Below are 26,454 nucleotides of genomic sequence, written 5' to 3' on the forward strand. Positions count from 1 at the left end.
TGATGGCGGTCTTCGAGCGATGTATCAGGCCAGGGAGCCGGTGGGCCAGCCGACCGAGTTGCCGCTGGTCGATATTTCAACCAGTCGCACCATCCGCTCGGCGCCAAAGCACCCCTTGTAGGCGCTTTTCTCGCCATCTGATGCGTCAGGAGCGGTCGGGGACCTTCCCTGTCGTCCCCTGGGTCACTTCTGGCTGAGGATCCACTTGACCAGTTTGGTCGCCTCCTCGGGCTTGACCGACGGGTTCGGCGGCATCGGTACCGGGCCCCAGACGCCCTTGCCGCCTTTGATGACCTTTTCGGCCAGCATCGCTTCGTCGTTGGCGGTGTATTTCTTGGCGACGTCCTTGTATGAGGGACCGACGACCTTCTTGTCCATTGCGTGACACGACAGGCAGTTCTTGGATTTCGCCAGGGCTTCATCCGCCTGGGCAGCGCCAGCCGACAGGAGGCTGGCGGTGGCCAGCAGGAGGAGAGGGATCGCTTGCATGGTTCTTGCTCCGTTGAAATGGTGGGGTTGAGACCCTCGGGTTACGCCCGAGGGGCAGCGGTGGGAAGATCGGGCAGCGGCCGACCGGGCGCGCTGCCCGGTCGGCCGCTGCCACTGCTCAATAGACGTCGTTCTGTGTGTTGTAGACGTTGAACTTGCCGGTCGGCGTGACCACGCGCGGATCCTTGATGACGGCCTTGAGCTTGCGCGTCTTGTCGTCCACGACGACGATCGCCGACTCCTCGCTGCCGCTGCTCCAGACCGAGAACCAGACCTCGTCGCCAGCGCGGTTGTACTCTGGCTGAACCACCCGCTTGGCACCTGGTTTGACGCCGGCCCACTCGGCGATGGGCAGGAGCTCGAAGCCTTTGTCGAGTTGGTTGATGTCGAATACGGCAACCGATTGCGAAATCGCCGGATCAGGATTCAGCGGTGCGTCGACCCACAGGTTCCTGGACTTCGGATGCGTCTTCAGGAACAGCGAACCGCCGCCTGCGCCCTTGAGCGTTTGTACTACCTTCCCAGGCGTTCTGCGGGTTCTTCTTCGGATCGGTACCGATCAGCGAAACGGTTTCGTCACCAGGTGACCCGTTGCCCAGACCGGGCCAAACTTCGGATGAACGAAGTTGGCGCCACGCCCCGGGTGCGGCGTCTTGCCGACCGAGACCACACCAGCGAGCTTGCCATCCTTGGTATCGATGACGGCAATCTTGTCGGAAGCGTTGGCGGCATCCATGAAGTAGCGGCCGGTCGACTCGAAACCACCGTCATGCAGGAAGCGCGGCGTCTTGATCATCTTGACCTTGAGGTTCTCGAGGTCCGTGTAATCAACCATGTGCACCATGCCGGTTTCCTTGGCATTGACCAGGAATTCCGGACGGTAGTGCGAACCGACGATGGCGGCAACGCGCGGCTCCGGGTGATACTCGTTGGTATCCGAAGTCATGCCACGGGTGCCCACGACCTTGAGCGGCTTCAGTGTATCGCCGTCCATGATGGTGTACTGCGGCGGCCAATAGGTACCGGCAATTGCGTAACGGTCTTCGTAGCCCTTGTACTTCGAAGTCTCAACCGAGCGGGCTTCCAGGCCGACCTTGATTTCCGCAACCGGCGCCGGCTTTTCCATCCACAGGTCGATCAGCACGATCTTGGCGTCGCGGCCGATGACATAGAGGTAACGACCCGACTTCGAAATGCGCGAAATGTGCACCGCGTAGCCAGTGTCGATCACGTCGAGAATCTTCTTGCTAGCGCCGTCGATCAGCGCAATCTTGCCGGCGTCGCGCAGCGTCACCGAGAAGAGATTGGCGAGATCGATATTGTTCATCTTGACCTTCGGGCGCTGTGACGGCGGAACGAGCAGCTTCCACGACGCATTCATTTCCTTCAGGCCATACTCCGGCGGTGTCGGCGGCTCGTGTTGCACGTAGCGCGACATGATGTCCACTTCCTTCTCGGTCAGAGTGCCGGAACTACCCCAGTTCGGCATGCCTTGCGGTGAGCCGTAATTGATGAATATCTTTAGATATTCGGTACCGCGATCCAGCGTGATGTCGGTCGTCAGGGGCTTGCCGGTGGCGCCCTTGCGCAGAACCCCGTGACATCCTGCGCAACGTTCGAAATAGATTTTCTTGCCGATCTCGAACTCTTCCTTGCTCATTGCCGGCGACTTCGGATTCAGTGCCTGCATCATCTCGACGTTGCCGACCGGCGACGTACCACCGACCTGCATGCCGCCTTCTTCAACTGCCTTGACCTTTTCGGGTTTTGTTTCCTGCGCATTGAGGTTCGTTATTGCCAGGGCAATCACAGACAAGGCCACGGACCATTTCTTTACACGCATTTGCTTCATTTTTCCTCCCTCCGTTGATTTGGCGAACTTCTCGACCCGAAAGCCCACGCAGCCTGCAGGCATGAATATCATTGGCCCACAGGGCGGTCCCGGTACGTGGCGCCAGCAATAACGCCAATATTGGATCACCGAGCAAAGCAATCGGTCGTTGATCCACGTCAAATTAGTGGGCGAACATCAGCCCGGTCCACGTTCGCACCGCTGGCCGACCGGCCCGGCGGAGCGGCGCCGGCGGTCTCCGGTTTTTTCTTAATCCACATCAAAGTTTAGGCCGTTTCGCCGGCCTAGACTGGCTCTCGGAATCTCGACGCGACAGATCGGTGTCGAGACCGTCAATCGCGAGGGGCGCGCAGTGGCATCGGAGAAGTTCAAGCAATGGTCGGTGGTGACGGCGAGCACTACCTCGTTCACGGTATGTTTCATGGTCTGGATGATGTTCGCCGTCATCGGCATCCCGATCAAACAGTCGCTGGGCCTCAATGAAACGCAGTTCGGCATTCTGGTGGCGATGCCGGTTCTCACCGGTTCACTGATCCGACTGCCGCTGGGGATGTGGACCGACCGCTTCGGCGGCCGCATCGTGTTCCTTCGTCCTGATGCTGAGCACCGTCTTTCCGATCTGGCTGATTTCTCGGGCCACCGAATTCTGGCACTTCCTGGTCACCGGCCTGTTCGTCGGCGTCGCCGGCGGTTCGTTCACCGTCGGCATCGCCTACTGCGCGCGCTGGTTTCCGAGGAACCGCCAGGGGCTGGCCATGGGCATCTTCGGCGTCGGCAATACCGGCGCTGCGGTCACCAAACTCGTTGCACCGACGATCGTCGTCGCCTACGGCTGGGAGAGGGTGCCGCAGACTCTATGCCGTGTTGATGCTGATCACGGCGGTATTCTTCTGGTGTTTTCACCTATACCGACGCAGAACATAGCGCGGGCGCTTCGCACGTCACGGTCAAAGAGCAGTTGATGACCTTGAAGGATCCGACTGTCTGGCGATACAGCCAGTATTACTCCATCGTCTTCGGCGGCTACGTCGGCGCTGTCGTTGTGGATGACCAAGTACTACATCAGCGAGTACGGTTTCGACCTCAAGACGGCGGCGCTGCTGGCCGCCGGCTTCAGCATCCCCCGGCGGCTTGCTGCGCGCCATCGGCGGCTGGTTCTCCGACAAGTACGGTGCGCATTCGGTCACCTGGTGGGTGCTCTGGGTCGGGCTGGTGTGTCTCTTCTTTCTCTCCTACCCGCAGAGCGACTTCACGATCCACACCGTGTCCGGGCCGAAGACCTTTCACATCGGGCTCAATGCGACGCTGTTCACCATCATCATGTTCACCATGGGCATGTCTTTCGCGATCGGCAAGGCGTCGGTGTTCAAGTACATCTCGGACGACTACCCGCACAACATCGGCGTCGTATCCGGCATCGTCGGCCTTGCCGGCGGCATGGGCGGCTTTATCCTGCCGATCCTGTTCGGCGCGCTGGTCGACTTGACCGGCCTGCGTTCCTCGGCCTTCATGCTGATGTTCGGCATCGTCTGGGTCTCGCTGATGTGGATGTACTTCGCCGAAGTGCGGCCAATGAGCGCGGCGGAAAGCAGCAAGCATCCGGCAGCCGCGCCGGTGCCACCTTAACTAAAACCCGACAGCAGCCCGCCAAGGCCACTCTCGTTCGCAGTTACGAGTCGCGGTGCAGGATGCCGTGACTGCGAACAGCGAATCGAGTGCACCGCCTGTCGATCCCCGGAAAACCGGAAACTGGAATCAAGATGAATAATCAGCAACAAGCGGCTACCGCGAAGGGAACGGCCGGCCACAGCTTCGCCGACATTACCAAGTGGGATGTCGAAGACCACGTCATTCTGGGAGTCGCAGGGCAAGCGAATCGCCTACCGCAACCTGTGGATCTCGGTGCCCGCTCTGCTGTGCGGCTTCGCCGTCTGGGGCATGTGGGGCATCATCACCGTGCAGATGCTGAACCTGGGTTTCCCGTTTACCCAGGCCGAACTGTTCACGCTGACCGCGATCGCCGGCATCTCCGGCGCGACGATGCGTATTCCAGCCTCGTTCCTGATTCGCCTGGCCGGCGGGCGCAACACCATCTTCCTGACCACAGCGATGCTGCTCGCGCCGGCCATCGGCACCGGCATCGCGCTGCAGCACAAGGGACTGGCCGCTGTGGGCTTTCCAGCTCATGGCGCTATGGTCGGGTGTCGGCGGCGGCAACTTCGCCAGCTCGATGTCGAACATCAGCACGTTCTTCCCGAAGCGTCTGCAGGGCACCGCGCTGGGCCTGAACGCCGGCCTCGGCAACTTCGGAGTGACGACGATGCAGGTCGTCATTCCCTTGGTGATGACCGTCGGCCTACTGGGCGCATTCGGCGGCGAGCCGATGACACTGGTGAAGGACAGCGGCTGGATCCTCGGCAAGATCGCCGCCGGCACACCGACCTGGATCCAGAACGCCGGCTTTGCCTGGGTGTTCTCGCTGGTGCCGCTGTCAATTCTTTGCTGGTTCGGCATGAACAACCTGAAGACGGTCTCGCCTGCCACCGGCAGCGCGATTGTCGCGTTCGCCAAGATCACCTACCTGTACACACTGGCGTTCGTGCCGGCCATCTTCATGCTCTATCTGTATCTGCCGCCAGCCCACGGGCCTGGGCGTTGCTGAGCATGTGGGTGGCCATCCCGCTGGACGTCGTCTGCGCGCTGCTGGTGATGCGGCTCGCCGCCTTCGGTGAAATGAAGGAGGGCGTCGCTAAGCAGTTTGCGATCTTCAGCAACAAGCACACCTGGTCGATGACCGCCCTGTACATCGTGACCTTCGGCTCGTTCATCGGCTTCTCGATGGCGCTTGCCGCTGTCGATCACGGTGATCTTCGGCATCAGCCACGTTCCCGACGCCAACGGCGTGCTGCAGCACACGCTGAAGAATCCCAAACTCACCATCGGCGCTGACCTACTCGTGGATCGGCCCCTTCGTCGGCGCTGCGGTACGCCCCATCGGCGGCTGGATCTCCGACAAGCTCGGTGGCTCGATCGTCACCCAGGTGATCTCCGCGGTGATGGTGGTCGCCTCGGCAGCCGTCGGCTACGTGATGATGCAGGCTTACGGATCGGCCACGCCTGAGCAGTATTTCCCGGCTTTTCTCGGCCTGTTCATCGTCCTGTTCTTCGCCACCGGCATCGGCAACGGCTCGACCTTCCGCACCCATCGGAGTGATCTTCGACCGCCAGCAGGCCGGCCCGGTGCTCGGCTGGACGTCGGCGATCGCCGCCTACGGCGCCTTCATCGCGCCGGTGGTGATCGGCGCACAGATCAAGGCCGGCACGCCGCAGTTCGCGATGTACGGCTTCGCCGTTTTCTACGCGCTGTGCCTGGTTCTCAACTGGTGGTTCTACCTGCGCGCCAATGCCTACGTCAAGAACCCCTGATTGTTCGATGCCCTGATTCTCGTCTGCCGCCTGTATTCCAACCTGTCTGTATTCCAACGTAAACCCTCTGGGAAAACCGCATGAGCCACTTTCTCGATCGACTGACCTATTTCTCCCAACCGCGGGAAACCTTCTCCGACGGCCACGGCGTCGCCACAGGGCGAGGATCGTACCTGGGAAGACGCCTACCGCAACCGCTGGGCGCACGACAAGATCGTACGCTCGACGCACGGCGTGAACTGCACCGGGTCGTGCTCGTGGAAGATCTACGTCAAAGGGGGGCATCGTCACCTGGGAAACCCAGCAGACCGACTACCCGCGCACCCGCTGGGACATGCCTAACCATGAGCCGCGCGGCTGCGCGCGTGGGGCGAGCTACAGTTGGTATCTCTACAGCGCCAACCGAGTGAAGTACCCGCTGGTCCGCGGCCGCCTGCTGAAGAGCTGGCGTGTAGCGCGCCTCAATCAAGAGCCCCGGTGGAGGCGTGGGCCTCCATCGTCGAATCCGACGCCAAGCGGCGCGAGTACCAGAGCGTACGCGGGCTTGGCGGCTTCGTGCGCGCGAGTTGGGATGAGGTCAACGAGATCGTTGCTGCAGCCAATGTCTACACGATCAAGAAGCACGGACCGGATCGCGTCAGTCGGTTTCTCGCCGATTCCGGCCATGTCGATGGTCAGTTATGCCGCGGGCAGCCGCTATCTGAGCCTGATCGGCGGCGTCTGCATGAGCTTCTACGACTGGTACTGCGACCTGCCACCGTCCAGCCCGCAGGTGTGGGGCGAGCAGACCGACGTGCCCGAATCGGCCGATTGGTACAACTCCAGCTTCATCATCGCCTGGGGTTCCAACGTGCCACAGACGCGTACACCGGACGCGCACTTCTTTACCGAGGTACGCTACAAAGGCACCAAGACCGTCGCCGTCACGCCCGACTACTCCGAAGTCGCCAAGCTCTCCGACATCTGGCTGCATCCCAAGCAGGGAACCGACGCCGCCGTGGCCATGGCCATGGGGCATGTCATCCTGAAGGAGTTCTATTTCGACAAGCGCAGTGCGTATTTTGACGATTACGCGCGCCGCTACACCGACCTGCCGATGCTGGTGATGCTGAAGGAACACGCTCTGCCGAGCGGCGAGAAGATTCTCGTTCCCGATCGTTATCTGCGCGCGTCGGATTTCGACGGCCAGTTCGGTCAGGCCAACAACCCCGAATGGAAGACGGTGGCCTTTGACGAAGGCGGTGCGGTGGTGCTGCCCAACGGTGCCATCGGTTTCCGCTGGGGTCCCGATGGTCGTGCCGATCAGGGGCAGTGGAACCTCGAAGCCAAGGAGGCGCAACAGGGGAGTGACGTGAAGCTGAAGCTTTCGCTGCTCGAGGGTGAGGCCCCGGATAAGGAGACGGCGAAGGTCGGCTTTCCGTATTTTGGGGGCATCGCCAGTGAACATTTCCCGAACAACGTCCTCAAGGGTGAGAGCGGCGACGTGCTGGTGCGCACTGTGCCGGTGCAACGCATTGCCCTCGGTCAGAAAGGTGAGCAGGTCGAAGCGCTGGTCGCCACCGTGTTCGACCTGCAGGTAGCGAACTACGGCGTCGCACGCGGCTTGGCCGGCGAACTGGCCGCCAGCACCTACAACGATGACACGCCCTATACCCCGGCCTGGCAGGAGCGGATCACCGGCACGCCGCGTGATCAGGTGATCACTGTCGCGCGCCAGTTCGCCGATAACGCTGACAAGACCGAGGGCAGGTCGATGGTGATCATCGGTGCGGCGATGAATCACTGGTATCACAGCGACATGAACTATCGCGGCGTCATCAACATGTTGATGTTGTGCGGCTGCATTGGCAAGAGCGGTGGGGGCTGGGCGCATTACGTCGGGCAGGAAAAGCTGCGGCCGCAAACTGGCTGGACGGCGCTGGCTTTTGCGCTCGACTGGATCCGCCCACCGCGTCAGATGAACAGCACCAGCTTCTTCTACGCGCACACCGATCAGTGGCGCTACGAGAAGCTGGGCATGGACGAAGTCATCTCGCCACTTGCCGACAAGAAGCTGTACGGCGGCAGCATGATCGACTACAACGTGCGTGCCGAGCGCATGGGCTGGTTGCCGAGTGCGCCGCAGTTGCAGACCAATCCGCTGCAGGTGGTGCGCGATGCGGCGAACGCCGGTATGGACCCCAGGGACTATGCGGTCAAGGCGTTGCAGGACGGATCGCTGAAAATGAGCTGCACCGATCCCGATCACCCGGACAACTGGCCACGTAACCTGTTCGTCTGGCGATCCAACCTGCTCGGCTCCAGCGGCAAGGGTCACGAGTATTTCCTCAAGCACCTGCTGGGCACCAGCAACGGCGTACAGGGCAAGGATCTCGGTGCCGAAGTGGCCAAGCCGGGCGAAGTGGTGTGGCACGACAAGGCGCCGGAAGGCAAACTCGACCTGCTGGTCACGCTCGATTTCCGTATGAGTACCACCTGCCTGTATTCCGACATCGTGCTGCCCACCGCCACCTGGTATGAAAAGAACGACCTCAACACCAGCGACATGCACCCGTTCATCCACCCGTTGTCCACCGCGGTGGACCCGGCTTGGCAAGCCAGGAGCGACTGGGAGATCTACAAGGGCTTCGCCAGGAAGTTCAGCGAAGTGTGCGTCGGTCACCTGGGGGTCGAAAAGGAGCTGGTACTGACGCCCCTGATGCACGACAGCCCGTCGGAGCTTGCCCAGCCCTTTGCGGTCAAGGACTGGAAGCGCGGCGATTGCGAACTGATTCCGGGCAAGACGGCACCGAATCTGCAGGTCGTCGAGCGCGACTACCCCAACGTCTACAAGCGCTTCACCGCGCTCGGCCCGCTGATGGCCAAGGTGGGCAATGGCGGCAAGGGCATTGCCTGGAACACGCAGACGGAAGTGCGGCAGCTCGGCGAACTCAGCGGCCTGGTGAGCGCCGAAGGCGTGAGCTGCGGCATGCCGAAGATCGAGAGCGATATTGACGCCGCCGAGGTGGTGCTGATGCTGGCACCCGAGACCAACGGCCATGTCGCGGTGAAAGCTTGGGAGGCTCTGGGCAGGCAGACCGGACTGGATCACACGCACCTCGCGATCCACCGCGAAGACGAGAAGATCCGCTTCCGCGACATCCAGGCGCAGCCGCGCAAGATCATCAGCTCGCCTACCTGGAGCGGCATCGAGTCTGAAACCGTTTCGTACAATGCCGGCTACACCAACGTGCACGAGATGATCCCGTGGCGTACGCTGACCGGTCGCCAGCAGTTCTACATGGATCACCCGTGGATGATCGCCTTCGGCGAGGGCTTCTACCAGCTACCGGCCGCCGGTGGACCTGAAGACCACTGCCGGAATCCAGGGCATGAGGCCCAATGGCAACCCGGAAATTGCGCTCAACTTCATCACGCCGCACCAGAAGTGGGGCATCCACAGCACCTACACCGATAACCTGTTGATGCTGACGCTCAGCCGCGGCGGACCCTGCGTGTGGATCAGCGAAGACGACGCGAAAAGCGTGGGCATCGTGGACAACGACTGGATCGAGCTGTTCAACATCAATGGCGCCATCGCAGCGCGGGCGGTCGTCAGTCAGCGCGTCAATCCGGGGATGGTGATGATGTACCACGCGCAGGAAAAAATCGTCAATACGCCGGCGGCCGAGATCACTGGCGTGCGTGGTGGCATCCACAACTCGGTGACGCGCATCGTGCTCAAGCCGACGCACATGATCGGTGGTTATGCGCAGTTCAGTTACGGCTTCAACTACTACGGAACCATCGGCACCAACCGTGACGAGTTCGTCGTCGTGCGCAAGATGAAGAAGGTCGACTGGCTCGACACACCGGTCGCTGATGAACTGGTCCGCCCAGTGCAAGCCCAGGGAGAAGTCGCATGAAGATCCGTGCTCAAATCGGAATGGTCCTGAACCTGGACAAGTGCATCGGTTGCCACACGTGTTCGGTCACCTGCAAGAACGTCTGGACCAGCCGCCCGGGCGTCGAGTACGCCTGGTTCAACAACGTCGAGACCAAGCCCGGTATCGGCTACCCGAAGGAATGGGAGAACCAGGACAAGTGGAACGGTGGCTGGGTACGCAAGGCAAACGGCAGTATCGAGCCGCGCCAGGGTGCCAAGTGGAAGCTCCTGATGCGCATCTTCGCCAACCCCAGCCTGCCGGAGATCGACGACTACTACGAGCCGTTCACCTTTGACTACGGGCACCTGCAGTCGGCGCCCGAGATGAAGGCGGCGCCCACGGCCCGCCCACGCAGCCTGATTACCGGCAAGCAGATGGACAAGATCGTCTGGGGCCCGAACTGGGAGGAGATTCTCGGCGGCGAGTTCTCCGGGCGGAGCAAGGACAAGAACTTCGACGGCGGTTTTGCACAGGCGCAGAAGGACATCTGTGGCCAGTTCGAAAACACTTTCATGATGTACCTGCCCAGGCTGTGCGAGCACTGCCTGAACCCGGCCTGCGTGGCGTCGTGCCCCTCGGGGTCGATCTACAAGCGCGAGGAGGACGGCATCGTGCTGATCGACCAGGACAAGTGCCGCGGCTGGCGGATGTGCGTCAGCGGCTGCCCGTACAAGAAGATCTACTACAACTGGAAGAGCGGCAAGGCCGAGAAGTGCATCTTCTGCTTTCCGCGCATCGAAGCCGGCCAGCCAACCGTGTGCAGCGAGACCTGCGTCGGTCGCATCCGCTATCTGGGCGTGCTGCTTTACGACGCCGACCGCATTGAAGAGGCGGCCAGTACCGAACACGACCGCAACCTGTACCAGGCGCAGCTGCGCATCTTCCTCGACCCGCACGACCCCAAGGTCATCGCCCAGGCGGCCATCGACGGCATACCCGACAAGTGGATGGAAGCCGCGCGCAATAGCCCGGTCTACAAGATGGCGGTGCAATGGAAGGTCGCTCTGCCGCTGCACCCCGAGTACCGCACGCTGCCGATGGTCTGGTACGTGCCGCCGCTGTCGCCGATCAGCGCCGCCGTCAACGCCGGACAGGTGGGCAGCAATGGCGAGATTCCCGATGTCAAGCAGTTGCGCATTCCGGTCCAGTACCTGGCCAACATGCTGACCGCCGGCGACACCATGCCGGTCGAGCGCGCGCTGGAGCGCATGCTGGCGATGCGCGCCTACCAGCGCGAAAAGCACGTCGACGGGCGCCTCAACCAGGCAGTGTTGACCCAAGTGGGCATCAGCCAGGCCGAAGTCGAGGAGATGTACCACGTGATGGCCATCGCCAACTATGAAGACCGCTTCGTGATCCCCTCGACGCACCGCGAATACGCCGAGAACGCTTTCAGCGTGCGCGGCGGCTGCGGCTTTTCAGCTTCGGCAACGGTTGCTCCGAAGGGCGCCAGCGAGACCAGTCTGTTCGGCAGCGAGAAGAAGCGCACCATTCCGATCAAGGCGGAGGTTTGACCATGTCCGCCGTTGAACACCCCGGCCATCGATGTCGAAGAGCCTGCGCGTGCTTGGCAGCCCTGCTCGGCTATCCCGACGCGCTGCATGCGAGGCTATCTGCCGGAGATGCGCGCGCTGCTGTGTGACGAGTGCGCCCTGTCGCCCTACGTTGTGCAGAGCTTCGATGCCTTGATCGACTCCCTGCAGCACGAGTGACCCGCTGCAGACCGAGGCTGACTTACGTCGAGCTTTTCGACCGCGGCCGTGCCACCTCGCTGCATCTCTTCGAGCATGTTCACGGCGACTCGCGGGAGCGCGGCCCGGCGATGATCGATCTCGGCCAGACCTACGAGACAAGCCGGTCTGATCCTGGCCGCGGGCGAGCTGCCCGACTACCTGCCGGCGATGCTGGAATTCGTCTCGACCCAGCCGCCAGACCGAGGCGAAAGGCCTTCCTCGGCGAGATGGCGCACATCCTCAATGCCCTCTTCGGTGCGCTTGCAGCGGCGCAACAGTCGCTTACGCCAGCGTGCTTGGCGCGCTGCTGGACCTGGCCGGCGAGCAGGCGCGGCCGATCGTACCCGTTGCCGAAGAGTCGCTGGACGAGAGCTGGGCCGAGCCGGTGGTGTTCGACGGCTGTTCGGTAAGGGGCCAGGGCCAGCCCGGCCAGACGCAAGCGATCCACGTCGTCCAACCGCTGCAACCCCCCAAGGCCTCTCGCGGGCGACCAGTGCCCAGGCTAACCCGCAATCAGGAGTCGTCGCATGAACCCCGTCATGTCCTACCTGCACAACTTCTTCTTCAACGTCTACCCGTACATCTGCCTGGCCGTATTCTTCATGGGCAGCTTGGCGCGCTTCGACCGCGATCAGTACACCTGGAAGAGCGACTCGTCACAACTGCTGCGCACCGGCACGCTGCGCTGGGGCAGCAACCTGTTCCATATCGGCATCCTGTTCCTCTTCTTCGGGCACTTCGTCGGTCTGCTTACGCCGCACTGGCTCTATGAGCCCTTCATCAGCGCGCCGGACAAGCAACGCATGGCCATTTACTCGGGTGGTGCGGCCGGTGTTGCCTGCTTCATCGGTCTCACCCTGCTGCTGCACCGGCGCCTCTTTGATCCGCGAATTCGTCTGACCAGTCATCGCACCGACATCGCGATCCTGGTGATCCTCTGGGTGCAACTGGTGATCGGTCTGATCACGCTGCCGTACTCGTTCGGCCACACGGATGCCAGCGCGATGCTGATACTGGGTGACTGGGCCCAAGGCATCGTGACCTTCCGCCCCCATGCCGAAGGGCTGCTGCTGCTGGACTGGCCGTACCTGATTCACCTGATCCTCGGCATGACGATCTTCCTGCTCTTTCCATTCAGTCGCCTGGTTCATGTCTGGAGCGGCTTTGCCACGGTCGGCTTTCTCTTCCGGCCAAACCAGGTAGTGCGCAGCCGGCGCCTGAACGTGCCGGCCGGCCACAATCTGCCGAGCCAACCAGGCACCGGTGTCTGAGTTCCGCGGAGTCTCCACCATGCCTGTGCAAACTGTCGATTGCCGTGCCGCCGAGCCGGCCCTACCGGTGACGGTGGCTCGCATCAACGGCGTCGCCCTGAACAAAGCGGCCGAGTACGTCGCGCCCGAGGAACTACGCCAGCGGGCGTGCACCGAGCTGCCTGCGCCAGGCGGCCATCGAGGCGGCTCTGCTCGACGCCGACGACGTCGTATCTGACGACGGGGTGATCAGCGAAGCCGCGGCCAACGCCATTGAAGCTCTGCTTGGACAGAATCTTCCTTTGCCCCGAAGCTTCTGAAGAAGCCTGCCGCCGCTACCATGCCGCGCACGCGGGCGCTTACCGCAGCGGTGAACGCGTTCGCGTGCGGCACATCCTGTTTGCCGTGACGCCGGGGCTGAACCTTGCGGCCCTGCGCCAGCGCGCCGAGGCCTGCCTGCTCGACGTGCGTTGCCACGATCGGCAAACGAGCAGCAACGCCACTGATCGCTTTGCCGACTCGGCCCGCGAGCTGTCCAATTGCCCCAGTGGCGAGCTGGGTGGTGAGCTGGGCTGGCTCAGCGCGAACGACTGTGCCCCCGAATTTGCACACGAGCTGTTCGGTCACGTCGAGGTCGGCGTGCTGTCGCGCTGGTGCACAGCCGCTTCGGACTGCATGTCGTCGAGGTCCAGGAACGCGATCCGGGCGTGATTCAGCCGTTCGAGGCGGTACGCGGCACAGTTGCAAATGCCCTGCGCCAGCAGGCGTTCGTGACGGCGTTGCGCCAATACCTGCGCCTGTTGGCCGCTGCGGCGATGGTCGAAGGCATCGTGCTCGAAGTGGCCGACACGCCTTTGCTGCAGTAGCCTGGGCTTTTCGAGGTCGGAGTGCGCTGCGCTGGCTGCGAGCGGGGGGAGATCGCTGGTCGCCCGCCGACGGAGCAAGCCCCGTCGGCGACGTTTCAGTCGAAGCTGCCCTGGTCGACGCGGGCGGCCAGTTCCGGCGTTGCCTGGGCGAAGCTGATGATGCGCCGGCCCTTGTGGTCCTTGACGAAATCCTCGGCGTCGGCACGCGTGGCCAGCGGTACGAACTCGTTCCCCATCGGGCCAAGCGTATCCGAGCCGACGACGTAAAAAGCCTGACGGGCGTCGATCCGGGTCAGGCCATAGAACTCGGTGACCCAGATACCGGCAATGTCGGCGAGCTGGTGACCAGGTGCGTACTTGGGGACGTTGCCGAGATACTTGAAAAGGTCCTTCGCGCCGTCGAAGAAATGCGCATGGCCGTCCTTGTAAACGACGATCGCGAGCCAGTTCGGGTACTTGGCGACGAGCATCCCGCAGACCGGGCACAGATCCCGGTCGGAGGGTTTCGGTAGCTTGTCCGGGGCCGCGAAAACGCCCCCGGCAGCGCCTAGAGTCAGTGCAGCGAGCGTCAGCAGCAGCTTGCGGCGGCGCATCATCGGCTCGAGTTCTCAGCCCTGGCGCTGCGTTGCTGCGCGCTGCCGACGTTCTTCGCGGACCTTGCGGATCATCGAAACGTCCTGCGACATGTCGGTGTAGGCGGCGAGCAGGGCCTGGTCGAACCTGCCGAGTTCGCCGCCGTTGGCAGCCATCGCCGCTCTTGCCGCGGTTTCGCTGCCGTAGGCGACCTTGCTGCGTTTGCTCATTACGCCCTTGATCTGGCTGCCGATCAGGAAAGTCGCCTGGTCGACGTCGATCAGCGGCTTGATTTCCGCGGTGGAGGCGTTGTCGGCAACCCAGATCCGCTTCGGTTCGCGGTCCACGTTGACCGCCAGGCTGATCGCGGCACAGTGCAGCGAGCAGACGCCGTCCGGCAGGTCGTCGCTATACTGGATCAGCATGCGCGAGTGATGGTACTGACGGCGATCCATGCCGCAATAGGGACACTTGGGGAACTTGTCGAGGTCGTTCTCATACGCCTTCGGGTCAGCGGCTTTCTTTGGGATGAACTGTGCGGGTGTGCCGTCGGTGGCACACGACTGGGCATGGGCGGTGGCGGCGGTGGCCAGGCCGGCGGTAGCGAGCGAGAGTTTCAGCATACTACGTCGATTCATGATGACACTCCTTCGGTCGGTTCACGATGACACTCCTTCAGGTGGACGAAAGCGCGGCCGAGGGGCATCGGCGGTCATCCCGAATGGTAGGTTTTTCGCCGGCTCGCGTCCTGCGGCAAATCGTCGCAAGCGCTGCCTCTTCAGCCGAGCAGCCGCTGCATCACCAGGTAGTAGCGGATGCCCTGCCAGACGGTGGCGATGCCGAGAACGATGACGAACAGCGCGGCGCCCTTGAGCAGCCAGCCACGCGTCCTGACGCCGAGCCTGCCGAAGAGAAAACTCGCCGAGAGCATCGAGGGCAGGGTGCCGGCGCCGAAGGCCAGCATCAGCAGGCCGCCTTCGAGCACCGATGGCGCGGTCGTCGCCTTGACCGCCATGGCCATCGTCATCGAGCAGGGCATCAGGCCGTTGATCGCACCGCCAATGATCGCGCCCGGCAATACGCCGCGCGAAGTCGCCGCGAGAAACTGGCGGCGCAGCCAGGCGATCGGCGCGAAGCCGAGCGAGTTGCGCCAGGGCGAGACGCCGAGAAGGTCGAGGCCCAGCAGGATCACCAGCAGGCCGGCGACGATCTGCAGCAGCCCCTGCAGCTTGCCGAAGGAGCCGGTCTGCAGGAGGACCGTGCCGAGGGCGGCGGCGACCAGGCCGATCAGCGCATAGACGCCGACGCGCGTCAGGTGGTAAGCCAGATACGGGGCGAAGGTTCGGGTGCCGAGTTTCATGAAGAAGCCGGAAACCAGGCCGCCGCACATGCCGAGGCAATGGCCGCTGCCGAGCACGCCGGTCATGAAGGCGAGTCCATACGACAACTCGACGAGCAGCGGGTGGTGGCTGTGATCCACCGTTCAGCCCCGCTGCAGACGCAGCGAATTGGCGACGACCGAGACCGAGGAGAAGGCCATCGCTGCCGAGGCGACCATCGGGTTGAGGCGGCCGGCGGCGGCGATCGGGATGGCGACGACGTTGTAGCCAAGCGCCCAGAACAGGTTCTGGCGAATGATGCGCATCGTTTGCCGCGACAGCTGGATGGTCAGGGCAACGCGCGCAATGTCGCCGCCGGCGAGCGTGATGTCGGCGGCTTCCAGCGCGATGTCTGCGCCGCCGCCGATGGCCAGACCGACGTCGGCGGCAGTCAGCGCCGGTGCGTCGTTGATGCCGTCGCCGATCATGCCGACGCGTTTGCCCTGCTGCTGCAGTTCGCGGATCAGCTCGAGCTTCATTGCCGGCGTCGCACGGGCGATTACCCGCTCGATGCCGACCTGGCGGACGATGTGCTGCGCGACGGCCGCGAGGTCGCCGGTGGCCATCACCGTCTCGATGCCCAGGCGGCGGAGCGAGGCGATCGCTTCGCGCGCACCCTGGCGCGGCTGGTCGGCGATCGCCAGCAGTGCGGCGATGCGGCCGTCCACGGCGACGAAGACCGGTGTCTTGCCCTGTTCGGCAAACGCTGCCGCCTGCGGCTGCTGCGCGCTGCAGGAAACGCCGGCTTCGTCGAGCAGTGCGGCGTTGCCGATCAGCATCGGCAGACCCTGGCAGTGGGCGCGTACGCCGCGTCCCGGGATTGCCTCGAAATCGCTGCAGGCGGCCGGCTCGGCACCGCGGGCAAGGCACCAGGCAGCGATCGCGCGCGCGAGAAAGTGCTCCGAGCCGGCCTCGGCGCCGGCCAGACGGGCAAGCAGGTTCGCTTCATCGACACCCTCGACGGCGATGAAGTCGGTGACGGCAGGCTTGCCTTCGGTGATGGTGCCGGTCTTGTCGAAAACCACGGTCGTGAGGCTCGACGCCGTTTCGAGCGCCTCGCCGTTGCGGATATAGATGCCGCGCCTGGCGGCCTCGCCGGTGCCAACCATGATCGCCGTCGGCGTCGCCAGCCCGAGTGCGCACGGGCAGGCGATCAGGAGCACGGCGATGGCGTGTGCCAGGGCCGTGGCCGGGTGAGCGCGCGCCAGCAACCAGCCGCCGAGGGTCAACGCGGCGATGCCGCCAACCGCCGGCACGAAGCGCGCCGAAATGCGGTCGGCAAGCTTCTGGACCGGCAGCTTGCTGCCCTGCGCGTGGTCGACCAGGCGGACGATTCCGGCGAGCACGGTGTTTGCGCCGACGGCCGTGACGCGCAGCGTGAAAGTGCCGTTGCCGTTGAGGCAGCCGGCGTGCACCGTGTCGCCCGGCTTCTTGCTGACCGGCAACGACTCGCCGCTGAGCATCGCTTCGTCGACTGCCGAACTGCCGCAGACCAGCAGGCCGTCGGCCGGAATGCGGTCACCGGGGCGCAAGCGCAGCAGATCGCCGACGACGACCCGGTCGATCGGCACGACCTGCTCTTCACCATCGCGCAGGACAACGGCAGTTTCCGCCTGCAGTTCGATCAACTTGCGGATCGCCTCGCTGGCCTGGCCCTTGGCTCGCTCTTCGAGAAAACGGCCAAGCAGGACGAAACCGACAATCCCGGCCGCCGCTTCGAAGTAGACGTGATGCTGCGGCCGGAACAGCCCCGGCAGGCTGTACAGGTAGGCTGCCCCCGCGCCGAGCGCGATCAGCGAATCCATGTTGGCGCTTTTCTGCTGCGCCAGCTGCCAGGCCCTGGCGAAGATCTCCCTGCCCGGGCCGAACAGCACCGGCGTGGCCAGCGCGAATTCGAGCCCGCGCAGCGCCGGCGAGCGGTGCATCGCCATGCCCAGGAGCATCACGGGTGCAGTCAGTGCCGCAGCGACGATGACCCGCTTTTTCGCCCGCGCCAGCTGTTCCTTCTCGCGCTCGACGAGCAGGCGGCGTTGCGCCAGCGTGTCGATCGGCTGTGCCCGGTAACCGAGCCTGCCGATCAGCGCGAAAACGTCGTCGCGGCCGAGCGTGCCACGGACCAGCGCGGTCTGCGCGGCAAAGTTCACGTTCGCCACTTGCACCCGCGGATCCCGGCGCAGCGACAGTTCGATCAGCAGCGCGCACGAGGCGCAGCTCATTCCTTCGATGGCCAGCGAGCATTCCTGCAGGGGCGTGTCGTCGGCGACTGCCGCCGCCGGCTTCGCCGGCGGGCAGGCAATCAGGTTGTCGAGCAGGCCATCGACGATCGCCAGCAGGCGCTGCTCGGGTAGGCGGCGCGGATCGTAGTGGATCGCCAGCGAGCCAATATCCGGCACGGCCCGCACCTCGCTGATTTCCGGGCGCTTGCGCAGGAGGATTTCGAGGATGTAGCAGCGCTCGGCATTGCGGACCAGCGGCGGCGCGAGCAGGCGAACGCGCCGGGTCAGCCGGTGCACGACGCGGCAGTTCCGCTGGGCCTCGCCGCTCATTTGCCCGTGCCGGTCTTGCGATAGCGAACCAGCAGGAAGACCAGGTAGAAGATCGTCAGCCAGGCGTAGCGGAACTTCAGCGGCTCGCGCAACCAGCGCTGGGTGATCAGGTCCCAATGGACGCGGATCAGGTAGAAGGCCAGCAGGTCGTTGAGAAAATTGATGATCGCCTGCTCGGTCAGCGCGCTCTCGAGCATCGGCTGCACACGTTCCTGCACGCCGCGCAGCTGCGGGTGGCGCGACATTTCCTGCATCACCCGGCGCAGGGCCCGCCGGGCGCGCGCTTCGATGTTCAGGCTGCCGCCGGCGCGGCGCGTCTTCGCCGGCGACGCTGCAGTGGCCCGATCGTCGCGCGCCGCCATGGTCGCCGTATCGTCGCCCGCCGGGAGTTCGCCGAGCGCTGCGAACAGCCGGCGCGCGACGGCATGCAGATCGCAGACATGCTCGTCGTAGAACACCGACAGCTTGCGCTCGGCGGCATGGATCGTCACGCGATAGACGCCGTCCTGACGGCGCAGCGCGGTCTCGATGGCGTTTGCCGCGGCGAGGGAACACAGTTCGGCCGGCAGGGCGAAGCGGACATGGCCAGGATCGCGGTAGCGAACGACGATCTGTCTGGACAGGGCGTCTGGATCGGGGGCTGCAGTCATCGCCTGGCTCCGGTAACGCTGACCCGCATCAGCCGGCCTGGGTTGCCGGCTCGTCGACGCCGGCCGCAGCCGGGGCCGGCTGTGCCGCTCGCGCTTCGCTTTCCTTGGCCTCTTCGATCAGGTCGGCGAGGCTTTCCTTCTGCTGCAGGGCGAAGTCCTTGCCGATGCCACAGGCTTTCGAAACGGTCAGGGCGATTTCCTTGCGGTAGCGGTGCAGCAGGTAACCGGCGACGACACCGCCGGCGACGCCGACGGCCAGCAGCGTCAGCGGATTGACCAGCAGCGTGCGGCCGACCACTCCACCAGCCGCCGCGGCGGTGGCGCCCGTCGCGGCTCCCTGGGTAACCGGCTTGCTCATCAGGTGCCCGAGCGTTCCCATCGCTCCTTCGTTCATCATCATGTTCATGGATCTTCCTTTCGTTCTCAAACGCTTTCGTTGTCATTCTGCGGCGAATCCGGCGGTACTTCATTGATCTCGTGCAACATCTGATAGATCCCCCGACAACCTTCGCAGCAGAACGGCAGGCGCCGCTCCGCTGTGCGCAGGATCAGGGGCCGGAGGCCGCAGTCGAGGCCACACAGGGCACAGGCCTGGCTGTCGCTCACTGCAGCAGGTCCACTGCCAGGCGCTCGAAGGTGGCTTCGTCGGCTTCGCCAAGCACTTTGCCACGGATCCGGCCGTCGGCGCCGACGAAGTAGGTCGTCGGCAGCGCGACGACGCCGTATTGTCGTGAAATCGCCGCCTTTTCGTCGAGCAGCGCGGGGTAGGTGACCCCGATCCTGCCGATGAACGCGTCCACTTCCTGTCGGCTCTGGCCGGCGTTGACCGCGATCACCGCCAGCCCCCGCTCCCTGTGCCGTTGCCAGACGCGTTCGATGGCCTGCATCTCGTTTTCGCAGTAGCGGCACCAGTCGGCCCAGAAGCGAATGACGACCGGTCTGCTGCGCAGGTCGTCAGGGAATCTGACCGGGGCACCGCCGAGGCTGCTGGCGGTGAACGCGGGCGCGATGTCGCCGCTGTTCAGCCTGTTGGCGTTGCCTTCATCGCAGGCCGTCAAGGTCAGGACGGCGAGGAAGCTCAGCAGGGCGATCGGTTGCCGGAGCATGCTAGCCATCGAGCAGAATCAGGCGCGAGTTGAGGATCATCAGCGAAGCGACGGCGGCGACGACAACGAACATCGCTGCGGCCACGGTCGCCAGTCGCTTGCCGACGGCCGGTATGATGCGCTCCAGGCTCGGAATGCGGGCGAAGGGCTGCATGGCACCGACGCCCAGCCCGGCAGCCGTGGCGACGAAAAGCGGCAGATACAACCAGTAACCCTGGTAGCCGTATTCGGGCTTGAGGATGCAGAAAGGGCAATGGTGCTGCGGGTGTTCGTAAACGTAGAGCGAGACGAACGAGAGGATGCCGGCGATGGTCACGACGAAGGCCACGCCGGAGAGCAGCGCGACCAGCCAGGGCGCGCATTGCCGCAGGCGGTAGAGGAGTCCGGCGCCAGCGGCCAGCAGCAGTGTGAGGTAGAAAGCGATCATCGTCGGCAGCGGTGGCGCAGCGGCGACACTGGCGCTGAGGCTCGGCGTTGCTTCCGAAAACAGGCTGCCGCAGCAGGAAGTGATGACATCGGCCTTGAGCCCGAGAAAGTAGCGCAACTGTAGCACCGCGCTGGCGATGACGCAGGGCAGCAGGATCAGCAGCAGCAGGTACTTGACGCGCACCAGCGGGTAGTCAGGCGCGAGGGTGTCGACGTGATTGATCACCAGCCAGCTCGAGGCCAGGAAAAAAATGAGGATCTGCGCGATCAGTGCCGGGAAGCCGAAGGCATTGACCTTGAACGCGCCAACCGCGCACATCGCGCCGACGAACATCGACGACATCCGGTCGGCGTTGAAGACGAACAACAGCAGCGCGACGAGCTGGCTGGCGAAGAGGAAGGAGAGCAGGGTCGACAGCAGGTAGGTTCGGCGTTCGAGCACGAGCTGGCGTTCGCTGCCGCTGCGGATGTCCCAGTGGCGCACGAGGTCGATGGCCAGCGGCGCGGCGGCGAGCAGCAGGCCGACGCAGACCAGCGAGGCGAGCAGCAAGGCGATGATCGCGGGCTGGAAGATCATCCATTCCCCCCGGGCGGCGGTGGCACGATGCAACCGTCGCGCAGGTCGATCACCTGATGGACGATCGCCGAATCGACGACCAGCGGGTCATGACTGGTCAGGATCACCGTCTTGCCGATGCCGTGCAGCCTTTCCAGGATGGCCATGAATTCGAGCGCCAGCGCGCTGTCGAGATTGGCCGTCGGTTCGTCGGCGATGATGATCTGCGGATCGTTGATCAGCGCGCGCGCGATTGCCACCCGCTGCTGTTCGCCGCCCGAGAGGTGTTCGACGGCGGCCGCGCGCCGATGCGACAGGCGCAGATCACCCAGCAGGCGCTCGGCGCGCTCGTGCAGCGTACGCCAGTGGCCGCCCAGCGGGTAGGCCGGCAGCATGACGTTTTCCTGGGCCGAGAGGCCCCTGATCAGATTGAATTGCTGGAAGATGAAGCCGAAGCTCTGGCGCCGGATGTCGGTCAGGAAACGCTCGGGGAGTCCCGAGATGTCGCGGTCGCCGAGGCGGACGCGGCCGCTGGTCGGCCGTGAGAGGCAGCCGATGATCGACAGCAGCGTCGTCTTGCCCGAGCCGCTCGGCCCGCGGAAGGCGGTGACGCGCTGCGCCGGCAGATGCAGGTCGATGCCCTTGAGGGCATGGAACTCGTTCTCCCGGCCGGCGTTGAAGGCCTTGTGGATGTCTTTCAGCTCGATCATCGTTGGCTCAGCCGCGCATCACTGCGTCGGGGTCGGTAATCGCCGCCCGCCAGATCGGCACCAGGGTTGCCGCAGCGTAGGGGAAGACGGTGAAAAAGAACAGCGTCGCGACCTGGAAGCCGTCGATCACCGGGCTCAGTTCGAAGCGCGGGTAGAGCACCGCCCAGCCCTTGAGGACCGGTGCGAAGAGCGACGAAGAGAAGCGGAAGACGTGCAGGTAGGCAGTGAGATAGCCGATCAGGAAAGCCGCCTGCGAGATCAGGGCCCCTTCCCAGAACTTCATCTTCAGGACATCGCCGGTTTCCCAGCCGATCGCCTTGAGAATGCCGATCTCGCGCTTCTCGTCGGCCGACAGGCCGGAGGCCTTCTCCCAGGCGAGGATGGCGAAGGCGAGGATGGCCAGCGAGGCAAGCGCCAGGACGATGCCCTCGCGCCAGTTGAAGACCGACTCGTAGGTACGCAGGATTTCCGCACGCAGGATCGGCCGTGCATCCGGGAACTGCTGCGCCAGCTTGCTGGCGATGTTGCGCACTTCGAGCGGATTGGCGACCGACAGGGCGATGTCGGTGAAATGGCCGGCGGCGATGGCGAAGAAGGCGCGGAAGTCTGCTTCGCTCAGCAGCACCAGGTCGGCGCTCACCAGCTCCGAGTCGCTGGGCAGGATGCCGGCGATCGTGAAGCTGAAGAGCTGTCCCGAATAGGAACGGAAGGAAATGAGGTTGCCGACGGCGAGGCCGCGTGCCCGGGCCATGCCCGCGCCGACGAACAGTGTGCCGGCAGCGATCTCCTGATGGTTTGGCACCATGAAGGTGTAGTTGGCCTTGACCACCGGGTCGTAATAATAGCCCCAGAGGCGGCCTTCCTTCTCCTGCACGCCGCGGATGCGGCCGATACGTTCGAGGTAGCCGGGCGGGATCAGGTCGTGGCGGCCGGCGACCATCCGCTGCAAGACGATTTCCGGTGCGCCGGCGAGAACCTGGGTCGCGGCCTGCCGCAGCGCGTGGGTGAACAGCATCACCGAGGCGAGCAGAAAGACGATCAGCGTATAGACCAGCAACAGACCGAGGTTTTTCGCCTTGCGCCGCGCCAGCGACGAGAGTGTGAAATCAATCAGGTACTTCTGTTTCTCGATCCAGGCGTTCATTGGCGGCAGTCAGGCTGGCGGGCGGCGGGACCAGCGAACCGGTCGGAAAGTGTTCGAGGCCCAGCGGATGATCCTGGAACGCCGAATGCAGGTCGGCCTGCGACAGGTGGCGCGTGTAGCGGGCTTCGGTGAACAGGCAAAGGTCGGTCAGCTGCAGTTGGACGACCAGTTCGCCCATGCGCACGCCGGCAGCGGCGCGTTGCTGGCGCAGCCAGGCGGCATCCGCAAAGCTGGCAGCGACCAGGCTGACGGCGCAGGCGAGGGCAATCAGGGCGCGATGGCTGCGGCGGGCAACGGGCATGGCTTCAGGCAAGAAGCGGCCGCAGACGCCGGCTTGCGCCGATCACCTGCGGCCAGAAAAACCGGCAACCATCGCGTCAATGCCGCCGGCGGCCAGGGGCGAGTGGCGGGCGACGCCTGCCGGCCGGTAGGGCATCAAACCCGATTCGCAGCCCGCATCAGGGCGCCGCGCAGCGCGATCGTCAGGCTGCTGCCAATGCCGACGCGCTGCGCCAGCGCCGGCAGAATGATCAGGGAGGCAAGCGCGAAACCGGCACCGAGCAGCAGTGAGGTCAGTTCGCCATCGTCTTCGCTGCAGTCTGGATGGTTGTCTTGCATGGTGGGCCTCCCCTGGCGCGATCGGTTCTCAGGTCTTCGGATAGAATGGACGAATCTTAGTGTGCTTCCCGGTTTTGTTGAATGCGGCAAATTGTCGCAGCACCTTTCTCTGCGAGTCCTGCCCGATGATCTCTTCGCCTGTTCGTGTCGGCTTGCTGGCGCTGTTGCTCTTATCGTCCACCGGCAATGCGCAGCTGGCGGCGGAAGCGGTGGCGCCGTCGCCGGAGCGCCGGAAGGAGCTCATTCACCTGGTTCGTCAGGATTGCGGTTCGTGCCACGGCATGACCTTGCAGGGTGGGCTCGGCCCCTCGTTGAAGCCCGAAGCCTTGCGCGAGAAGCCGGTCGATTCGCTGGTCGCCACGATTTACGGCGGTCGCCCGGGGACGCCGATGCCGCCCTGGCATCGCTTCCTGACCGAGGACGAGGCGCGCTGGGTCGTCGATCAGCTGCTGGCGGGGTTTCCCGAATAAACTGCGGCACCGGAGATACTGGCCGAAAGGTTGCCCGCCCTCCGGCAGCCCGCCATCGCCAGGAGGGAGAGCCGGCCGGCTTGATGCCAACAAGGCGCACGCCAGCCGGTGCGGGCAACGGGTCTAGTAGACCGCCTCCCAGTCGCCGGCCGGATTGCGCACCACGACCATTCGCGGCGGGAATGCGCTATAGAGTGCCATGCCGGCACACATCCGGGCTTCCTCTCCCTTGATCTTCTGGAATTTTGCCGGGTCGGCTGGACGGAACAGATCGCCGCTCGTGCTGCGCAGCACCACCTCCGCGTTGCCGGTCAGCGTCGCGTCCAGTTGACCGGCCGTCGGAGCGTTGATGCGCACCCCGGCAGCGTAAGCCTTGTCAAGACACTTGCTCTTGCGGACGTCTTCGACCTTGATCTGCGGGCTGGTCTTGAGCGCCGCATAGACTCCCTCGAATGGCGGCCGGAAGCTGTCGGCACGCGCTTTCACCAGCGCTTCGAGGGCCTGCCTGTCGGCGCTGCCGAGTGCTGTCACCGCCGGCGCGCGATGCCAGGGGTATTCAGTGGCAAACGGCGCGTCGAACTCGCGCGCCATGCTGAGTTTCCCGGCCGCTGCCTTTTCCTCGACGCCTTCGCCGCTCTGATTGGTCGACGTGATCTGCCCGGCACTTCGCTGCTCGGTCGCCTCGTCATTGACGACAGCCCAGCGCAACTGGGCGCGATAGCTGGCCTTGGCATCGCCGGGCTCGAAATCAAAGCGAATGCTGTTCCTTCCCCGGCGCAGCGCCGGTCCGATGGAAGCCACGGGAACCCACACCGAGGGTGCGATCTCGCGCGCCTCGAAGAGTACCGGCACCTTTTCCTGGCGCACTTCCTGCTCGGCAAGGAAGATGTTGTTCAGGTAGACCCGCGCCTTGCCCGCAACGGTCGTCACCTGTTCGTCCTGCTTCGCATTGCCTGTGAATGGCGTGAACTTGAACTCGACGTTGATCACCGCCGCCGACGTCAGTGACGTGTAGACGTACATCAGAACCGCTAGCGCTGCCTTTTTCATGACTGGTCCTTTCCCTGTCGTGCGACCGCATTGATTGCTGAACTTGTCAGTCATTGCTTGACGTTCTTGCATGTCTGACTACTCCCACTCGATCGTCGCCGGCGGTTTGCCCGAGATGTCGTAAACGACCCGGTTGATGCCCCGCACCTCGTTGATGATCCGGTTTGACACCTTGCCGAGCAGGTGGTGCGGCAACTCGGCCCACTGGGCGGTCATGAAGTCCTGCGTCTCGACGGCACGCAAGGCGACGACGTATTCGTAGGTCCGGCCATCGCCCATGACGCCGACCGACTTGACCGGCAGGAAGACCGCGAAGGCCTGGCTGGTCTTCTCGTACCAGCCGGCCGCACGCAGCTCGTCGATGAATATGGCGTCGGCCCGGCGCAACAGCTCGGCGAACTCGGGCTTCACCTCGCCGAGGATCCGGACGCCCAGGCCGGGGCCCGGGAAGGGGTGACGGTAAACCATGTCATGCGGCAGGCCGAGAGCGATGCCGAGTTCGCGCACTTCATCCTTGAACAGTTCGCGCAGCGGTTCGAGCAGCTTGAGATTGAGCTGTTCGGGCAGGCCGCCGACGTTGTGGTGGCTCTTGATGGTGTGCGCCTTCTTGGTTTTTGCGCCGGCGGACTCAATCACGTCGGGGTAGATCGTGCCCTGCGCCAGCCACCTGGCGTTGCCGAGCCTGGCCGCCTCGGCCTGGAAAACCTCGACGAACTCGCGGCCGATGATCTTGCGCTTCTGCTCGGGATCGACAACTCCTTCGAGGTGGCCCATGAACTGCGCAGTGGCATCGACGTGTACCACCTTGACGCCGAGATTGCGGGCAAAGGTGTGCATTACCTGTTCGGCCTCGTTCAGGCGCAGCAAGCCGTTATCGACGAAGACGCAGGTCAGTTGTTCGCCGATCGCGCGATGGATCAGCGCCGCCGCCACGGAAGAGTCGACGCCGCCCGAAAGACCGAGAATGACCTCCTCGCTACCCACCCGGGAACGAATCCTGTCGACTGCCTCGGTGACGTAATCGGGCATGTTCCAGTCGCGTCCGCAGCCGCAGATGTCGCGGACGAAGCGGCAAATGATTTCCTTGCCTTTGAGGGTGTGGGTGACCTCCGGATGAAACTGCACGGCGTAGAATCCGCGGCGCTCATCGGCCATTGCCGCAATCGGTGTCGATGCGTTGCTGCCGATGACGCTGAACCCCGGTGGCAAGCCGGTGACCTTGTCGCCATGGCTCATCCAGACGTCGAGCAGCCCATGACCCTGACCATTGCGGCGGTCCTCGATGCCCTTGAACAAGGCAGAGTGGCCGTGGGCGCGCATTTCCGCATAGCCGAACTCTCGCCTGGCCGAGCTTTCGACCTTGCCTCCCAACTGCGCGGCCATGGTCTGCATGCCGTAGCAGATACCGAGGACGGGCACGCCGAGTTCGAACACCACCTGCGGTGCCTTGAAGTCCTCGACCTCGTAGACCGAATTCGGACCGCCCGAGAGGATGATGCCCTGCGGCTTGAAGTCGCGGATGAACTGCTCGGCGACGTCATAGGGATGCAGTTCGCAGTACACCTGTTGCTCGCGCACGCGGCGAGCGATCAGTTGCGCGACCTGCGAGCCAAAGTCGAGAATCAGGATCTTTTGATGGGACATCGTGCGGCCTCAAATGACACGGGCGGCCTGCCGCCGCCCG

At 64.1% G+C, this 26,454-nt stretch carries 23 protein-coding genes and 6 pseudogenes; 12 read left to right on the forward strand and 17 right to left on the reverse strand.

Annotated features, from left to right (window positions below; all coding sequences use genetic code 11):
• Positions 1-183: 183 nt before the first annotated feature.
• A complete protein-coding gene (locus tag V5B44_RS13855) occupies positions 184-489 on the reverse strand; it encodes a c-type cytochrome (RefSeq protein WP_332359623.1) in 306 nt (101 codons plus the stop codon).
• A gap of 118 nt (positions 490-607) precedes the next feature.
• Positions 608-2,413 (reverse strand): annotated as a pseudogene (locus V5B44_RS13860) (cytochrome D1 domain-containing protein).
• Positions 2,414-2,693: 280 nt separating this feature from the next.
• On the opposite strand from V5B44_RS13860, the pseudogene V5B44_RS13865 reads away from it, so the two are divergent.
• A pseudogene (locus V5B44_RS13865) lies at positions 2,694-3,967 on the forward strand (MFS transporter).
• Positions 3,968-4,189: 222 nt separating this feature from the next.
• Here the strand turns inward: V5B44_RS13865 and V5B44_RS26710 are convergent.
• Positions 4,190-4,582, reverse strand: coding sequence for a hypothetical protein (locus V5B44_RS26710; RefSeq protein WP_434735456.1), 393 nt, complete (start codon positions 4,580-4,582; stop codon positions 4,190-4,192).
• On the opposite strand from V5B44_RS26710, the gene V5B44_RS26715 reads away from it, so the two are divergent.
• The 10 genes and pseudogenes from V5B44_RS26715 to V5B44_RS13915 all read left to right on the forward strand — a co-directional run bounded on the left by V5B44_RS26715 (position 4,572) and on the right by V5B44_RS13915 (position 13,542).
• Entirely contained in the window at positions 4,572-5,003 is a 432-nt protein-coding gene (locus V5B44_RS26715; protein WP_434735457.1) for a hypothetical protein, read from the forward strand. The two genes, V5B44_RS26710 and V5B44_RS26715, sit on opposite strands and share 11 nt — an antisense overlap.
• A 92-nt stretch (positions 5,004-5,095) precedes the next feature.
• A pseudogene (locus tag V5B44_RS26720) lies at positions 5,096-5,767 on the forward strand (MFS transporter); the annotation flags it as partial.
• A gap of 80 nt (positions 5,768-5,847) precedes the next feature.
• Positions 5,848-5,892 (forward strand): annotated as a pseudogene (locus V5B44_RS13875) (hypothetical protein); the annotation flags it as partial.
• Positions 5,876-6,109 carry a hypothetical protein gene (locus V5B44_RS13880; protein ID WP_434735465.1) on the forward strand — a complete coding sequence of 78 codons (234 nt, stop codon included), beginning with the start codon at positions 5,876-5,878 and terminating at the stop codon, positions 6,107-6,109. The pseudogene V5B44_RS13875 and the gene V5B44_RS13880, both read left to right, overlap by 17 nt.
• On the forward strand, positions 6,102-9,224 hold the full coding sequence (locus V5B44_RS13885) for a nitrate reductase subunit alpha (protein ID WP_332359624.1): 3,123 nt from the start codon (positions 6,102-6,104) through the stop codon (positions 9,222-9,224). The genes V5B44_RS13880 and V5B44_RS13885 overlap by 8 nt, the downstream gene beginning before the upstream one ends.
• Complete coding sequence (locus V5B44_RS13890) at positions 9,139-9,672, forward strand: molybdopterin dinucleotide binding domain-containing protein (RefSeq protein WP_332359625.1); 534 nt, start codon at positions 9,139-9,141, stop codon at positions 9,670-9,672. The genes V5B44_RS13885 and V5B44_RS13890 overlap by 86 nt, the downstream gene beginning before the upstream one ends.
• Positions 9,669-11,207: pseudogene (narH, locus tag V5B44_RS13895) on the forward strand (nitrate reductase subunit beta). The gene V5B44_RS13890 and the pseudogene narH overlap by 4 nt, the downstream one beginning before the upstream one ends.
• Positions 11,208-11,219: 12 nt before the next feature.
• Positions 11,220-11,405 (forward strand): hypothetical protein, encoded by a 186-nt coding sequence (locus tag V5B44_RS13900; protein ID WP_332359627.1) that lies wholly within the window; start codon positions 11,220-11,222, stop codon positions 11,403-11,405.
• A gap of 560 nt (positions 11,406-11,965) precedes the next feature.
• On the forward strand, positions 11,966-12,697 hold the full coding sequence (gene narI / locus V5B44_RS13910; RefSeq protein WP_434735466.1) for a respiratory nitrate reductase subunit gamma: 732 nt from the start codon (positions 11,966-11,968) through the stop codon (positions 12,695-12,697).
• Positions 12,698-12,716: 19 nt separating this feature from the next.
• A pseudogene (locus V5B44_RS13915) lies at positions 12,717-13,542 on the forward strand (peptidylprolyl isomerase).
• 95 nt (positions 13,543-13,637) lie between these two features.
• Here the strand turns inward: V5B44_RS13915 and V5B44_RS13920 are convergent.
• The 12 genes from V5B44_RS13920 to V5B44_RS13975 all read right to left on the reverse strand — a co-directional run bounded on the left by V5B44_RS13920 (position 13,638) and on the right by V5B44_RS13975 (position 23,250).
• Positions 13,638-14,135, reverse strand: coding sequence for a nitrous oxide reductase accessory protein NosL (locus V5B44_RS13920; protein WP_434735467.1), 498 nt, complete (start codon positions 14,133-14,135; stop codon positions 13,638-13,640).
• Positions 14,136-14,150: 15 nt separating this feature from the next.
• A complete protein-coding gene (locus V5B44_RS13925; RefSeq protein WP_332359630.1) occupies positions 14,151-14,753 on the reverse strand; it encodes a nitrous oxide reductase accessory protein NosL in 603 nt (200 codons plus the stop codon).
• A 140-nt stretch (positions 14,754-14,893) separates the two neighbouring features.
• Positions 14,894-15,595, reverse strand: a complete 702-nt coding sequence (locus V5B44_RS13930; RefSeq protein ID WP_332359631.1) for a sulfite exporter TauE/SafE family protein — start codon at positions 15,593-15,595, stop codon at positions 14,894-14,896.
• Between the two features lie 3 nt (positions 15,596-15,598).
• Entirely contained in the window at positions 15,599-18,040 is a 2,442-nt protein-coding gene (locus tag V5B44_RS13935) for a heavy metal translocating P-type ATPase (RefSeq protein ID WP_332359632.1), read from the reverse strand.
• Positions 18,037-18,690 (reverse strand): heavy metal-associated domain-containing protein, encoded by a 654-nt coding sequence (locus tag V5B44_RS13940; protein WP_332359633.1) that lies wholly within the window; start codon positions 18,688-18,690, stop codon positions 18,037-18,039. The genes V5B44_RS13935 and V5B44_RS13940 overlap by 4 nt, the downstream gene beginning before the upstream one ends.
• A 28-nt stretch (positions 18,691-18,718) precedes the next feature.
• Entirely contained in the window at positions 18,719-19,096 is a 378-nt protein-coding gene (locus V5B44_RS13945; RefSeq protein WP_332359634.1) for a hypothetical protein, read from the reverse strand.
• Between the two features lie 196 nt (positions 19,097-19,292).
• On the reverse strand, positions 19,293-19,805 hold the full coding sequence (locus tag V5B44_RS13950) for a TlpA disulfide reductase family protein (protein WP_332359635.1): 513 nt from the start codon (positions 19,803-19,805) through the stop codon (positions 19,293-19,295).
• Complete coding sequence (locus V5B44_RS13955; RefSeq protein WP_332359636.1) at positions 19,798-20,799, reverse strand: hypothetical protein; 1,002 nt, start codon at positions 20,797-20,799, stop codon at positions 19,798-19,800. The genes V5B44_RS13950 and V5B44_RS13955 overlap by 8 nt, the downstream gene beginning before the upstream one ends.
• Positions 20,796-21,488 (reverse strand): ABC transporter ATP-binding protein, encoded by a 693-nt coding sequence (locus V5B44_RS13960; RefSeq protein ID WP_332359637.1) that lies wholly within the window; start codon positions 21,486-21,488, stop codon positions 20,796-20,798. The genes V5B44_RS13955 and V5B44_RS13960 overlap by 4 nt, the downstream gene beginning before the upstream one ends.
• A 7-nt stretch (positions 21,489-21,495) precedes the next feature.
• Complete coding sequence (locus V5B44_RS13965; protein WP_332359638.1) at positions 21,496-22,632, reverse strand: ABC transporter permease; 1,137 nt, start codon at positions 22,630-22,632, stop codon at positions 21,496-21,498.
• Positions 22,595-22,933: a hypothetical protein gene (locus tag V5B44_RS13970; protein WP_332344865.1), complete on the reverse strand. Its 339-nt coding sequence runs from the start codon at positions 22,931-22,933 to the stop codon at positions 22,595-22,597. Before V5B44_RS13970 ends, V5B44_RS13965 begins: the two co-directional genes overlap by 38 nt.
• Before the next feature lie 134 nt (positions 22,934-23,067).
• Complete coding sequence (locus V5B44_RS13975; protein ID WP_332359639.1) at positions 23,068-23,250, reverse strand: hypothetical protein; 183 nt, start codon at positions 23,248-23,250, stop codon at positions 23,068-23,070.
• Between the two features lie 125 nt (positions 23,251-23,375).
• On the opposite strand from V5B44_RS13975, the gene V5B44_RS13980 reads away from it, so the two are divergent.
• Positions 23,376-23,720 (forward strand): c-type cytochrome, encoded by a 345-nt coding sequence (locus V5B44_RS13980; protein WP_332359640.1) that lies wholly within the window; start codon positions 23,376-23,378, stop codon positions 23,718-23,720.
• 123 nt (positions 23,721-23,843) lie between these two features.
• Here the strand turns inward: V5B44_RS13980 and V5B44_RS13985 are convergent, their stop codons facing one another.
• Positions 23,844-24,770 carry a hypothetical protein gene (locus V5B44_RS13985; RefSeq protein WP_332359641.1) on the reverse strand — a complete coding sequence of 309 codons (927 nt, stop codon included), beginning with the start codon at positions 24,768-24,770 and terminating at the stop codon, positions 23,844-23,846.
• Between the two features lie 78 nt (positions 24,771-24,848).
• Positions 24,849-26,414 (reverse strand): glutamine-hydrolyzing GMP synthase, encoded by a 1,566-nt coding sequence (gene guaA, locus V5B44_RS13990; protein WP_332359642.1) that lies wholly within the window; start codon positions 26,412-26,414, stop codon positions 24,849-24,851.
• Positions 26,415-26,454 lie beyond the last annotated feature (40 nt).

The sequence above is a fragment of the Candidatus Accumulibacter necessarius genome, from assembly GCF_036625085.1.